At 65.0% G+C, this 13,026-nt stretch carries 10 protein-coding genes and 2 riboswitches; of the genes, 6 read left to right on the top strand and 4 right to left on the bottom strand.

The genetic code is table 11. The features are described from left to right. The first annotated feature begins 507 nt into the window (after window positions 1–507). Window positions 508–1,452 carry a flagellar brake protein gene (locus ACFSNN_RS28550; RefSeq protein WP_134464887.1) on the top strand — a complete coding sequence of 315 codons (945 nt, stop codon included), beginning with the start codon at window positions 508–510 and terminating at the stop codon, window positions 1,450–1,452. 35 nt (window positions 1,453–1,487) lie between these two features. Here ACFSNN_RS28550 and ACFSNN_RS28545 read toward each other — a convergent pair whose 3' ends face one another. The 4 genes from ACFSNN_RS28545 to cobW all read right to left on the bottom strand — a co-directional run bounded on the left by ACFSNN_RS28545 (window position 1,488) and on the right by cobW (window position 8,148). Continuing rightward, a complete protein-coding gene (locus ACFSNN_RS28545) occupies window positions 1,488–2,084 on the bottom strand; it encodes a vWA domain-containing protein (protein ID WP_134464889.1) in 597 nt (198 codons plus the stop codon). Window positions 2,085–2,164: 80 nt separating this feature from the next. Beyond that, complete coding sequence (locus tag ACFSNN_RS28540) at window positions 2,165–3,244, bottom strand: ATP-binding protein (protein WP_134464891.1); 1,080 nt, start codon at window positions 3,242–3,244, stop codon at window positions 2,165–2,167. Continuing rightward, window positions 3,241–7,050: a cobaltochelatase subunit CobN gene (gene cobN / locus ACFSNN_RS28535; protein WP_134464893.1), complete on the bottom strand. Its 3,810-nt coding sequence runs from the start codon at window positions 7,048–7,050 to the stop codon at window positions 3,241–3,243. Before cobN ends, ACFSNN_RS28540 begins: the two co-directional genes overlap by 4 nt. A gap of 6 nt (window positions 7,051–7,056) precedes the next feature. Then, window positions 7,057–8,148, bottom strand: coding sequence for a cobalamin biosynthesis protein CobW (gene cobW / locus ACFSNN_RS28530; protein ID WP_279631186.1), 1,092 nt, complete (start codon window positions 8,146–8,148; stop codon window positions 7,057–7,059). Between the two features lie 190 nt (window positions 8,149–8,338). After that, a riboswitch (cobalamin riboswitch) is annotated at window positions 8,339–8,655 on the bottom strand. Window positions 8,656–8,722: 67 nt separating this feature from the next. Then, window positions 8,723–8,973: riboswitch (cobalamin riboswitch) on the top strand. A gap of 239 nt (window positions 8,974–9,212) precedes the next feature. On the opposite strand from cobW, the gene cobA reads away from it, so the two are divergent. Genes cobA through bluB form a run of 5 tightly spaced genes read left to right on the top strand, consistent with a single transcriptional unit; the run spans window position 9,213 to window position 13,015 of the window. Beyond that, the gene (gene cobA / locus ACFSNN_RS28525) at window positions 9,213–10,001 is read left to right on the top strand and encodes a uroporphyrinogen-III C-methyltransferase (protein WP_244323089.1); all 789 of its coding nucleotides are present in this window, start codon (window positions 9,213–9,215) and stop codon (window positions 9,999–10,001) included. Then, window positions 9,998–10,471, top strand: a complete 474-nt coding sequence (locus ACFSNN_RS28520; RefSeq protein WP_134464895.1) for a cobalamin biosynthesis protein — start codon at window positions 9,998–10,000, stop codon at window positions 10,469–10,471. Before cobA ends, ACFSNN_RS28520 begins: the two co-directional genes overlap by 4 nt. Next, window positions 10,468–11,070 (top strand): cob(I)yrinic acid a,c-diamide adenosyltransferase, encoded by a 603-nt coding sequence (cobO, locus tag ACFSNN_RS28515; protein WP_012426872.1) that lies wholly within the window; start codon window positions 10,468–10,470, stop codon window positions 11,068–11,070. Before ACFSNN_RS28520 ends, cobO begins: the two co-directional genes overlap by 4 nt. A gap of 3 nt (window positions 11,071–11,073) precedes the next feature. After that, window positions 11,074–12,372, top strand: coding sequence for a cobyrinate a,c-diamide synthase (locus tag ACFSNN_RS28510; protein WP_134464897.1), 1,299 nt, complete (start codon window positions 11,074–11,076; stop codon window positions 12,370–12,372). Next, window positions 12,356–13,015, top strand: a complete 660-nt coding sequence (bluB, locus tag ACFSNN_RS28505; protein ID WP_134464899.1) for a 5,6-dimethylbenzimidazole synthase — start codon at window positions 12,356–12,358, stop codon at window positions 13,013–13,015. Before ACFSNN_RS28510 ends, bluB begins: the two co-directional genes overlap by 17 nt. Window positions 13,016–13,026 lie beyond the last annotated feature (11 nt).

Here is a 13,026-nt window from a genome sequence, read left to right as displayed (position 1 = left end):
CGCCCACACTTATCGGCTGTTAATTTTTAAAGATCGGTTACGCATTCACCACCAAACCGGCACCGCGCGCCGCTGACTTCAACCATCAGCATCACAACCACCCGGTACCGCTTCGTTCTGCGTCGCTGCATCAGCAGCAGAGAAACGAGATTATGGAGAGCGAGCGACGCATCGTCAACCCCCTTCGCGCAATATTTTTCAGAAAGTTGGGAGGCACGGAAACAGACACCATCACCACGCCGTCAAATTAGTTAGCCATCCGATTTAATTGTGCGCTCATGAGGCAATCGTACTCGTGACGGTCAGCCAAGTGATCAGCGGCCATACCTCACCGCTGCCAAATCAACAGAACGAGCCTCTCTACTATATAGAGCCACGACACACATCCCGCGCACACCCGGCAACGGCATCGAAAGAAATGGAAAACCGGCATCGCCGCAAAAAACTAAAGTTTCCCTTACGTCAGCCGTCAACCAAGATATCCCGCCACTTAAATCGCCGCCGACCATGGACAATCCAGTCGAGGAACACGTCGAGGACGCCTCATCCGCAGCCCAAACACCAACCCTGAATCCGGAAACAGTGCCGGTAGGCACGCCTCTCGACTGGCCGATCGTCGACGCCGACGGCACGCTGCTGTTCGCCAGCGGCACCATCCTGGCGACGACGGACGAGCGCAACTTCCTGTTCGCGCACTTCCGTCCGCAGCGCGGCGACTTACTGGACGCGGCCACGCAACCGCTGCTGCAGACAGAGCCGCAAGCGGACCCCAACGGCGAACTGACGCTCAAGGACATGCATCTGGAAATCGGTGCATTGATCGGTGTGCGCTCGCAGCTTGGCAGCGGCGCGCCCATGCATCCGTGCCGCATCATCGGTTTCGCGCCGAATCATTCGCTTTTCGTCACTCCGCCGATGCACGAAGGCCGCATCTTCCCGCTCGGCATCGGTGAAAACATCGAAATCGTCGCGATCGCGAGCCATGCGGTGTTCCGTTTCGTCTGCACGATCGAAGCGATCTGCCGCACGCCGTTCGATTACGCCGTGCTGTCGAAGCCCGGTGTGATCCGCCGGCTGCGCGAACGCAAATCGATCCGCGTCCGCGCGCACCTCGCGGTGCGCTTCGGCATCGGCGAAACCGGCCAATCTTATGAAGGCCTCGGACTCGCGAAAGGCATCAGCGCGCTCGGCATGTCGCTGACGGCATCATGGACTCTCGGCGCCGTCGGCGACCGGTTGCGCGTTGCGTTTCGCCTGAAGTCGAAAGATCTCGACACGGAGATCGAAACCACGGCGGTGATCCGCAACGTGCAGAAAGGCAGCGGCCCCGGCGAGCCTTCGACGCACGGGCTCGAACTCGATCAACTCGATGCTGCCCAGCAGATGGCGATGAAAGTCTTCGTGTTCGACCGTCAGGACGATGTGGTGTATTGGTCGAACGGCCTGAAATAAGCGCTCGCCCGTGAGCGGCACGTCCCGCGCGCCGCTCAGCCCATCAGCATCAGCTCTTCCGGCGTGAAACGCCGCGCGCCCCAAGCATCGGCGAGTATTTCGCAGCGGCCCAGCCGGATCGATTCGCGCTCGAAATCGACGAACACCACCTCGTGCGCATCCAGCGGCCGCGCCGGCATGTCACGCGTGCGGCCATCGGTCAGAATCCACAACCAGCGTTGCTGGCCGGGCTTGCGCCGCGCGCTGCGATCCAGCAGCTCGGATGCACGCCGAACGCCCGCCGTCAGCGGCGTGCCGCCTCCGCCGCCCACTGGGCTCAGCCACCGCTCGTTCCACCAGCGCGGCACGGCGGGACCGAAACGCACGTCCGCAGCAGCGCCGCCGAAACAGACCAGCGCCGCCTCGGCCCGCGCGGCGCTTGCACGGTCGAACAGGGCGATCAGCAATCCCTTGGCGAGCGCGAGGCGCTGCCCCGCCAGCATGGAACCGGAGCAATCGAGTACGAAGCAGTGCAGCACGCCGCCGCGCGGCGCCTCGCGCGCGAAGCGCAGATGCCCGGCGCGCAGCGCATCCTGGCGCTTCGCGGCGAGTGTGCGCAGCCAATCGATGCGTTTGCCCGGTTCGCCGCGCAAGGGCCCGCGCGTACCGGGGCCCGCGCCTTGCAGCCATCGAAAACCGCTGCGCGAGTCAGCGGCGGCGCCCTTCCGATGGCTCAGCGTTTTTTTACGTTGAGCGGAATGACGCCCTTGACCTGCGTGGTCGCGGCCGGCTCGGGCGCGAGATAGCCCCAATCCGAATCGGCAGCGGCGGCAGCGGCGGCCGGCGGCGGTCCATTGCCTTCCGCGGATGAGGACCGGCTATCGGAAGAAGCCGCACGTTCGGCGTCGCCCTCACGCGGGTCACCTTCGGCCGGCGACTCGCGAACATGCCGCCGATGCGCCAACACCGCCTCAGCCACTCGATCGACATGCTCCGCCGTCACCGCGGCCGCCTGTTCGAGCGCCGCCAACGCACGCGCCGCGCGCAGCATCACGAGATCGGCGCGCAAACCGTCCACGGCGGCGTCGATGCACAGCTCGCTTACATGCGCATGCACGGCGTCATCGAACGCGAGTTGCGGCAGTGCTTCGCGCGCCACTCGAATCCGCTCGACATAAGCGGCCTGCTGCTGCGCATAGCCCGCGCGAAAGCCCTGTGGATCAAGATCGAACGCGAGCCGCGCCTTCACGATCGCCTGACGCACGCGCGGCTCGAAACAGTTCTGCAACTCGACCATCAAGCCGAAACGGTCGATTAATTGCGGCCGCAGCTCGCCCTCTTCAGGATTCATCGTGCCGATCAGCACGAAGCTAGCGTCGTGGCTGTGCGATACGCCGTCGCGTTCAACGGTATTCACGCCGCTCGCGGCCGCGTCGAGCAAGGCATCGACGAGCGCGTCGGGCAGCAGATTGACTTCATCCACATACAGCACGCCGCGGTGCGCCTTCGCGAGCAGACCGGGCGAGAAGCGCACCGATCCGTCGCGCAACACGGTTTCGAGATCGAGCGTGCCGATCAGGCGATCTTCGCTCGCGCCAAGCGGCAGATTCACCAGTTGCCCTTCCGGCAACAACTCGGCCAGCGCGCGCGCCGCGGTCGACTTCGCCGTGCCACGCGGCCCGGTGACCAGCACGCCGCCCAATCCCGGATCGATGGCGGCCAGCAGCAGCGCTTGCTGCAACGGCGCCTGGCCGATCAGCGCGGCAAAGGGAAAAACGGGCCGCGCGGCGCTCGCACTCATCGCTGAACTCATGTTTGCATTCCTTCGATCTGCTGCTCGCTCGCAAGCAGATGCTGTTCGACCTGCGCGCGATAGTCGCCGGGCGCCTGCCACAAACCGCGCTGCATGGCTTCGAGCAGACGCTCGCAGATCGAATGCAACGCGTGCGGGTTATGCCGCTGCAAGAACTCGCGGGTGTCGGTGTCGTTCAGATAGGCGTCGGTCACGAGCGCATATTGATGATCCGCGATCACGCGCGCGGTCGCATCGTAGCCATACAGATAATCGACGGTCGCGGCGATTTCAGCCGCGCCCTTGTACCCATGACGCTTCACGCCATCGAGCCATTTCGGATTGACCACGCGCGAGCGGATCACGCGTGCGATCTCCTCGTGCAGCGTACGCACGCGCGGCGCGGCCGGATTGCTGTGGTCGGCGTGATACACGCTCGGCTGATCGCCGGCCAGATGGCGCACCGCGGCAACCATGCCGCCCTGGAACTGGTAGTAATCGTTCGAATCGAGCAGGTCGTGCTCGCGGTTGTCCTGGTTCTGCAGCACCACGTCCATTGCGGCGAGACGCGCGCCGAACGCGTGGCGCGCTTCTTCGCCCGCGCTCTTTTGCGTGTACGCGTAGCCGCCCCACGCCTGAAATGCGTTCGCGAGATCGGCGTCGGTCTGCCACTGCTGCGAGTCGATCATGTCCTGCAGGCCCGCGCCGTAGGCGCCGGGCCGCGCGCTGAACACGCGCCAGCCGGCGCGCTTGCGCGCTTCGGCGGCGCCCATGCCGCGCGCGATCAGCGCATCGCGTTCGCGCAGCACGCGAGCGCGAATCGGATTCAGGTCCTCGGGTTCGTCGAGTTCGGCGACGGCCTGCACGGCGGCGTCGAATAAATGCATGACATTGGCGAAGGCATCGCGGAAGAATCCGGACACCCGCAAGGTGACGTCGATTCGCGGCCGGTCGAATGCCTCGATCGGCATGATTTCAAAATCGGTCACGCGGTGGCTGCCCGGCGCCCACTTCGGCCGCACGCCGAGCAATGCGAGCGCCTGGGCGATATCGTCGCCGCCCGTGCGCATGGTCGCGGTGCCCCAAACGGACAGACCGATGGCGCGCGGATAGTCGCCTTTCTCCTGCAAATGCCGTTCGATCAACTGCTGGGCGGATTTCAAACCGAGCGACCAGGCGGCTTGCGTGGGCACCGCGCGCGTGTCGACCGAATAGAAGTTGCGGCCGGTGGGCAGCACGTCGGGCCGGCCACGCGACGGCGAACCGCTCGGCCCCGGCGGCACGAAACGGCCTTCGAGGCCGCGCTTTAGCTGAAGCATTTCCTGCGGGCCGCAGGCGTCGAGCCGCGGCAGCACGTCGTTACGCAGGCGTACGATCACTTGCTCCGCTTGCGGCAAGCTCACCGCGAGCGGCAACGCCGTTGCTGACGCGTCCTTTCGATCGCCGCACACGCCACGCAATAACTCAGCCGCCAGCAATTCCAGCCGTTCACGCGTATCGCCGCAGTGCCGCCATGGCGCATCGCTCACGCATTGCAGCACCTCGGGACGCGGACCGTCCCACACCGCCGACCAATCCACCGACAACGGATCGAACAGATGATCCATCTGCAGATCACGCGCCAGCGCATCGATCAAACCGGCCTTGCCGCCTTGCCCGTCGCCGACTGGAAAACGTCCCAGCGCCAGCAACGTATCGCGCCGCTGCACGCCATCAGGCGATTGCCCGAACGTATGCAAGCCATCGCGAATCTGCGCTTCCTTCAACTCGCACAGCCACGCGTCGACGCGCGTGAGCAGCGCGTCTTCATCGTCCTGCCCGTTCGGCGCCGCGAGACTCAATTCCTCATGCAGTTTATGTTCGACGATGGTCGCCAGAATCGTGCGCCGCAATAGCTTCGAGCGGCGCGGGTCGACCATCAGCGCTTCATAGTATTCGTCGACCTGCCGCTCCAGATCCTGCAAAGGTCCGTAACTTTCGGCACGCGTGAGCGGCGGCATCAAATGATCGATGATGACAGCCTGCGCGCGGCGCTTGGCCTGGCTGCCCTCGCCCGGATCGTTGACGATGAACGGATACAGATGCGGCATCGGCCCGAGAATCAGATCGGGCCAGCACGTATCGCTCAACGCGACGCTCTTGCCGGGCAGCCATTCCAGATTGCCGTGCTTGCCGACATGCACGATTGCGTCGATGCCGAACTGGTGACGCAACCAGAAATAGAACGCCAGATACGCATGCGGCGGCACGAGTTCGGCGTCGTGATAGCTCGCGTAATCGCCCTGCTCGCGCGAGCGCGACGGTTGAATGCCGACGAACACCTGTCCGCAACGCCAGCCCGCGATCATGAAGCGGCCGCGCCGCAGCGTCGGGTCCTGGTCTGGCGCGCCCCAACGCGCGTTCAGCGCGTTGCGTGCTTCAAGAGGTAAGGCGTTGAAATACAGCAGATAGTCGTCGAGCGCGAGGCTTTGCAGCGCGGGACGCAGATCGCGCACGACCGGATCGTTGGTCACGCCTTCGGTGAGCTTTTTCAGCAGCGCGTCGCCGTCCGTGGGCAAATCCGCGAGACGGTAGCCTTCGTCGCGCAGCATCGACAGAATACCGACCACCGAGGCCGGCGTATCGAGCCCCACACCGTTGCCGATGCGCCCTTCGCTCATCGGATAGTTGGCGAGGATCAGCGCGAGTTTCTTGTCCGCGTTATCGAGTGAACGCAGACGGCACCAGCGCCGGCTCAATTCGGCGAGAAAACCTACCCGCCCGGCGTCCGGCTGATAACGCACCACGTCGACCTGTGTGTGCGGACAACGGTACGCGAGTCCCTTAAAGCTGATCGCACGCGTGATGATGCGGCCGTCCACTTCCGGCAGCGCGATATGCATGGCGATATCGCGCGAATTGAGACCCTGATTGTCCTTGACCCAATCCTCGCGATTGCCGCCGCTCAGGATCACCTGGAACACCGGCGCGTCGCCGGCGAGCGCCAGCGGCTCGGGGTCGTCGATCGCGGACGCTGCGAACGCGGTCGTATTCAGCACCAGCGCCACCTCGTGCTGCGCGCACAGCGATTGCACGACGTCGCGGCTCATCGCATCTTTCAGCGAGGTAATCGCGATCGGCAGCGGATTCAGACCTTGCGATTCGAGCGCGTCGATCAGCGCATCGAACACCGCCGTGTTGGCGGCCTGCAGATGCGCCTTGTAAAACAGGACCGCCGCGACCGGCGCTCCCTGTTTCCAGCGCGACTGCCAGTCGGCCACGGTCGGCGTATCGCGCTCGGGATGGTAGAGCGTGGCGGCGGGCAACGCGCGCGGCGGCGCGGGTTCGCGCCCCCAGCCGAAGGCGCGCTGCGCAATACAGCGCAGAAACGCCTCGGCATTTTGCGGGCCGCCTTCACGCAGATAGCGCCACAGTTGATGACACAGATCCGCACTCGCGGTGCTGCGCGCGAGCAGGTTCGGATCTTCCTGCAGATCGCCGGAGAACATGGCGAGCGTCTGCTGCTTGCGCTCGGCGAGCGCCACCACCTGCTCGATGCCGTAAGGCCAATACGCTTCGCCGCCAAGGTGATCGACCACCACCACGCGCGCATGCTGCAAGACGTCTTCGAGATAAAAATCCACCGACGCCGGTTGCCGCAAATACGTGACGTTCGCGAGCCGCACGCTTGGAAAGCCTTCACCCAGGCGCGGAAAAACGCTCGCCAGCAGTGACAGCGTGGTGTCGGCGGAACTGAGCACCACGATATCCGCGGGCTGCTGATCGATCCGGATCACGCCTTGCGTGTCGTCGACAAAACCGCCCGGCGTGGTGCGCAGCAGATGCATATGCGCTTACGCCTGTTGCGTTGCGGCGCTCGACGGCACGCCCAGCGCCGCGTCGAACGCACGCTGCAACGCGGGCTGATCGAGGTCTTCGCCGATCAGCACGAAGCGGCTCGGGCCGCTTTCGCCGGCCTGCCAGCGTCGATCGAAATAGCTGTCGAAGCGGCGCCCAACGCCTTGAATCACCAGACGCATCGCGGCGCCCGGCAGCGCCGCAAAACCTTTGACGCGATAGATCGTGTTGGTTTCGACCAGTTGCTGCAACGCGGCGATCACCGCCTCGCGCGACGACGCGTTCGCCTGCACGACCACGGAGTCGAATTCGTCGTGATGGTGGTCGGCGTCGTCGGCCGAACCGTGGTGATCGTGGCGCAAGTGGATCGTGTCTTCCGACGCCGCTTCGAGGCCCAGCAACGTATGCAGATCGAGCTGGCCCATGTGTGCGCGAACGATTTTCACCTGCGGCGGAATCTCTTCGCGAATCGCAACTTCAACCGCGCTTTGCTGCGCGCCGTCGAGCAGATCCGTTTTGTTCAGAATCACCAGATCGGCCGCCGACAACTGGTCTTCGAACAATTCGTGCAACGGCGACTCGTGATCGAGATTCGGATCGGCCTTGCGCTGCGCATCCACGGCGACAGGGTTGTCCGCGAACTGACCGCTTGCCGCGGCCGGGCCGTCGACTACGGTGACCACGGCATCCACGGTGAAGCTGTTCTTGATTTGCGGCCAGTTGAACGCCTGCACCAGCGGCTTCGGTAACGCGAGGCCCGAGGTCTCGATCAGCACGTGATCGATCTGATCGCGGCGCTCCACGAGCTTTTCCATTACCGGGAAAAACTCTTCCTGCACGGTGCAGCACAGGCAGCCGTTCGCCAGTTCATACAATTGGCCTTCGGTCTCGACGCCGTTTTCGTCGCAACCGATGCCGCAACCCTTGAGGATTTCCCCGTCGATACCGAGCTCGCCGAATTCGTTGACGATCACGGCGATGCGCTTGCCGCCCGCATGCTGAAGAATGTGCCGCAGCAGCGTGGTCTTGCCGCTGCCGAGAAAGCCCGTGACGATGGTGACGGGGATCTTGCGCATTTGAGTTTGCATCGTGAGGTCCATCCGTAGGAGTTGCACGTGCACGCCGGCGTGTTTTTCAGCTCATGCCGAGGCAAACGGAGCACACGCCCGGTCAGCCACGACAGTATCAAAACACGGGGACGAACGACGGCGTTGCCGCGACAACAGAAAACAGAAAGCGGGAATGAGGTCATGAACGCAGCGCCGCATCCCCGCGGCGTTCGTCCTTCGTTATCTGGCCGGTATCCGGGCTGGCGAAAGCGCCGCTTCCCCTTCCCGGGCGAGTGATTTCTCGCCCAGTGGTGATATGCCGACGCGGCCTTGCGCGTGGACATCGAAGCCGGCTCCGCGGTGCTGGTCGACTGCGTTGAACCCTGCATTCAACACTGCATTTAACGCTGCAGTCAGCACCACTATTCGCTTACCGTTGCGGGGGCAGCACAGGTTGGCCCGATCCATGGCAGGCGGGCACCCTGTTTCCCGTTTAACTGCATGCGCACGAGCGCGCACACGAGCACCAAAGTGCGTGCGAGTGTAGGCCCGCAGCCCGGTGCCGTCAAGGAAACACAAGCCGCAAGCGCTTATCGGACGGGGCGCCATGTGCTATCGTATGCGCGCGTTTGGTGCCCGCACATGCATTCGCGTGTGCAGTTAAACGGGAAACAGGCAGCGCGCCATGCGCTCAACCTGTGCTGTCCCCGCAACGGTAAGCGACCTGCGGCGCGATGTTGAATCGACTTGCGCCGCGCATGCGTTTTTTTAAGCCACTGTCCGGCAATTTCCAGCGAATGCGGACGGGAAGGCAAAGCGCGTGAGGCCGCCAGCCCGGATACCGGCCAGACGCGGAGGCGGCGAACCTCAGTGCAACATCGCGCCGCCGGCCGCCGGAATCCGCGAGGGACGGATGTGAAGGCGCTGAAGCACGACGCAGTGTGTCCGTGTCGGCGAGTTTCGTGTGAAATTCGCGACGAACCACGCAATGCGCCGTGCCTGAATCCGTAGCACTGCATGACCCCAACGTCCGCCGTCTGGCTACCCTTCGCGTTTTATTCTTTCCCGCTTGTCACGACATGGCGCCCGCCATGCACGCCGCGATGACCCGCGCCTGGCTGATCGGCGCCGGCCCCGGCGACGTCGAACTGATGACCATCAAGGCCACCCGTGCATTGGCGCAAGCCGATGTCGTGCTGGTCGACGATCTGGTGAATCCCGAGGTGCTGCAGTTCGCCCGCGCCGACGCGCTGGTCGTCTACGTAGGCAAACGCGGCGGCCATCCGTCCACACCGCAGGAAGGCATCGTCGCGCAGATGCTTGAACATGTGCGGGCCGGGCGTAGCGTCGCGCGTTTGAAAGGCGGCGACCCGTTCGTATTCGGCCGTGGCGGCGAAGAACAGCAGGCGCTGCATGCGGCGGGTATCGAGGTGGAAGTCATCAACGGCATCACGGCGGGGATCGCGGCGCCCGCAGCGATCGGGATTCCGGTCACGCATCGCGATCACGCGCAGGGCGTGGTGTTCGTCACCGGGCACGGCGCGGGCAGCGGCGAGCCGGACTGGGCCGCGCTCGTGGCCACGCGCATGACACTCGTGATCTATATGGGCATGCGGCGACTCAACGATATCGTCGGCGCGCTGCTCGCGGCCGGCATGAGCGCCGACACGCCGTGCGCGGCGATCGAATCGGCCACGCGTCCCGAACAACGCCATGCGCTCGCGCGGCTCGGTGAATTTGCCGACACCGTTGCGCGTGCCGGGCTCGGGTCGCCGGCGATCGTGGTGATCGGCGGGGTGGCGTCGCTCGCGTTGGCGCGAGAGGTGGCGCATGAGGCGGCGCATGTGGAACGCGGGGCGACACCGCGCACGGACGGAACGGATCCGCGATGAAAACGCTGAGCGTCGGCATCGGTTGCCGCTTGCACAGCCCGGCTGAGCAGATCGAAGCCGCTGTGCGCGCCGCGCTCGGCGCACTTTCGTTCGACGAAATCCGTACCGTCGCCTCGCTCGATACCAAAGCCCGCGAAGCGGGCCTGCTCGAATTCTGCACGCGGCATGCGCTGCCGCTGAGATTCTTCAGCCTTGAACAGATCGCGGCGATGCCCGTGGCAGCGCCTTCGGCGGCAGCGCGCGAGCACCTCGGCGTGGACGGCGTCTGCGAGCCGTGCGCGCTGCTTGGCGCGCGGGCTGACGCCGGGGGCGGGCTCGGTGAATCTGTCATAGGCAATGCACCTCGCGCCACACTCCTCGTGCGCAAAACCGTTTATGCGGGCGTGACCGTGGCGATCGCCTCAACCACCGCTCACGCCGCTCACGCCGAGCACTCAGACAACGACACACAGAACCAGGACCTGCCATGAAGACCGATCCCGAATCGCATCAACGTATGACCGAGCGCCGCCGCGAGGGCCACGAGAAAAAACAGGCCAACGCCACTGTCGAAAAAGGCCTGCTGATCGTCAACACCGGCACGGGCAAAGGCAAAACCACCGCTGCGTTCGGCATGGCCGTACGCGTGCTCGGCCACGGCATGCGTCTTGGCGTCGTGCAGTTCATCAAGGGCGCGTTGCACACTTCTGAGCGCGACTTTCTCGGCGCGATCGCCAACTGCGATTTCGTCACGATGGGCGACGGCTACACCTGGAACACGCAGAACCGCGACGCCGACATCGCGACCGCGCGCAAAGGCTGGGACGAAGCGCGCCGCATGATCGAAAGCGGCGAGTACCAGATGGTGATCCTCGACGAGCTGAACACGGTGCTCAAATACGAATACCTGCCGCTCGACGAAGTCCTGTCGGTAATCAACGCGCGCGCGCCGATGCTCCATGTGGTGGTGACCGGCCGTCATGCGCCGGACGCATTGATCGAGGCCGCCGACCTCGTCACCGAAATGCGCATCGTCAAGCATCCGTATCGCGAGCAAGGCGTGAAAGCGCAGCGCGGCGTGGAGTTCTGAGCGATGGCCGCGTGTCCCGCCCTGTTCATCAGCGCGCCCGCGTCGGGTCAAGGCAAGACCACGATCACCGCGGGTCTCGCGCGCTACCATCGGCGGCTGGGGCGACGCGTGCGCGTCTTCAAGACCGGACCGGACTTTCTCGACCCGATGATTCTGTCGCGCGCGAGCGGCGCGCCGGTCCTCTCGCTCGATCTATGGATGGTGGGCGAAGCCGCCTGCCGCACGCTGCTTGCGCAAGCGGCCGCCGAGGCCGACCTGATCCTGATCGAAGGCGTGATGGGTCTGTTCGACGGCACGCCGAGCAGCGCCGATCTCGCCACCGCGTTCGGCGTGCCGGTGCTCGCGGTGATTTCGGCGAAGGCGATGGCGCAGACCTTCGGCGCGGTCGCTTTCGGTCTCGCGCAGTTCCGGCCGCAGGTGCCGTTTTACGGCGTGCTGGCCAATCGCGTCGGTTCCGCGCGGCATGCGCAGATGCTCGAAGAAGCGTTGCCGCCGGATTTGCGCTGGTGCGGACACATCGCCGTCAGCGATGAAATCACGCTGCCCGATCGCCACCTCGGCTTGCATCAGGCGGACGAAATCGACGACCTCGACGCGCGCCTCGAGCACGCCGCCGACACGTTAGGCCGCACCGCGCTCGCCGAATTGCCACCGCCTATCGAGTTCGGCGCGCCCACGCCCGAGGTCCTGCCGCGCCTGCTGGACGGCAAGACGATCGCCGTTGCGCGCGACGCCGCGTTTTCCTTCATCTATCCGGCCAACCTCGCGCTCCTGGAAGCACTCGGCGCCCAAGTCGCCTTCTTCTCGCCGCTCGCGGACGAAGCACTGCCCGAACACGCCGACGCTGCGTATCTTCCTGGCGGTTACCCGGAACTGCATGCCGCAGCGCTTGCGAACAACACCCGCAGCGCCGCGAGCATTCACGCGCACGCGGCCGCCGGCAAACCGCTCGTCGCCGAATGCGGCGGCATGCTCTACCTGCTCGACCAGCTCACCGACACGCATAGCGTGACCACACCGATGCTCGGCCTGCTGCCCGGCCACGCGACGATGCAAACGCGCTTCACCGCGCTCGGCATGCAACGGATCGACAGCCTGCACGGGCCGATGACCGGCCACACGTTTCACTATTCGAAGCTGAACACTTCGCTCACGCCGCTGCGCTCGGCCACAAGGCCGCAGGGCGACGCACCCGGCGAGGCCATTTATCGCGCCGGCTCGATCGTGGCGACTTACATGCACGCTTATTGGCCCTCCAACCCGGCCTTCACGGCCGCCCTGTTCCATGGCGAAGCCTTTTAACGATTCCGAGCGCGACGCCGTCTACCGCGCGATTTACGAACGCCGCGACATGCGCCATTTCGTGCGCGATCCGGTCGATCCGGCCGTGTTGCAGCGCCTGCTCGACGCCGCACATCACGCGCCGAGCGTCGGCTTCATGCAGCCGTGGCGGATCGCGCGGATCACCGATCCCGCGCTGCGCACGGCCCTGCACGACGCGGTGGAAAACGAACGGCTCGCCACCGCCGACGCGCTCGGCAAACGCCGCGAAGAGTTCATGAAGCTGAAAGTGGAAGGCATGCTGGATTGCGGCGAACTGCTGGTGATGGCGCTGATGGACGGCCGCGAGCGTCACATCTTCGGCCGCCGCACCTTGCCGGAGATGGACCTCGCGTCGGTGGCCTGCGCGATCCAGAACATGTGGCTCGCCGCGCGCGCCGAAGGTCTCGGCATGGGCTGGGTATCGCTATTCGACGTCGACGCGGTTCGCCAACTGCTGCGCATGCCCGAGGGCGCGCGTCCGGTGGCGATTCTGTGTCTCGGCCACGTCGACCGGTTTTATAGCGAGCCGATGCTGGAAACCGAACGCTGGGCGAGCCGTGTGCCGCTCGCCGATTGCGTGTTCGAAAACCGCTGGCCCGAAGACAACGATGCGCCGGATTGAACTCGACGCGC

Origin of the sequence: Paraburkholderia dipogonis (assembly GCF_042680985.1) — a bacterium.
GTDB lineage: Bacteria > Pseudomonadota > Gammaproteobacteria > Burkholderiales > Burkholderiaceae > Paraburkholderia > Paraburkholderia phytofirmans.
This window is presented reverse-complemented; position numbering and strand designations above follow the sequence as displayed.

What these genes read in the sequence shown, in the direction of transcription:
- ACFSNN_RS28550 (WP_134464887.1), top strand. Translation starts at nt 508, where the DNA reads ATGGACAATCCAGTCGAGGAACACGTCGAGGACGCCTCATCCGCAGCC.
- ACFSNN_RS28540 (WP_134464891.1), bottom strand. Translation starts at nt 3,244, where the DNA reads ATGAGTTCAGCGATGAGTGCGAGCGCCGCGCGGCCCGTTTTTCCCTTT.
- cobN (WP_134464893.1), bottom strand. Translation starts at nt 7,050, where the DNA reads ATGCATCTGCTGCGCACCACGCCGGGCGGTTTTGTCGACGACACGCAA.
- cobW (WP_279631186.1), bottom strand. Translation starts at nt 8,148, where the DNA reads ATGCAAACTCAAATGCGCAAGATCCCCGTCACCATCGTCACGGGCTTT.
- cobA (WP_244323089.1), top strand. Translation starts at nt 9,213, where the DNA reads ATGACCCGCGCCTGGCTGATCGGCGCCGGCCCCGGCGACGTCGAACTG.
- ACFSNN_RS28520 (WP_134464895.1), top strand. Translation starts at nt 9,998, where the DNA reads ATGAAAACGCTGAGCGTCGGCATCGGTTGCCGCTTGCACAGCCCGGCT.
- cobO (WP_012426872.1), top strand. Translation starts at nt 10,468, where the DNA reads ATGAAGACCGATCCCGAATCGCATCAACGTATGACCGAGCGCCGCCGC.
- ACFSNN_RS28510 (WP_134464897.1), top strand. Translation starts at nt 11,074, where the DNA reads ATGGCCGCGTGTCCCGCCCTGTTCATCAGCGCGCCCGCGTCGGGTCAA.
- bluB (WP_134464899.1), top strand. Translation starts at nt 12,356, where the DNA reads ATGGCGAAGCCTTTTAACGATTCCGAGCGCGACGCCGTCTACCGCGCG.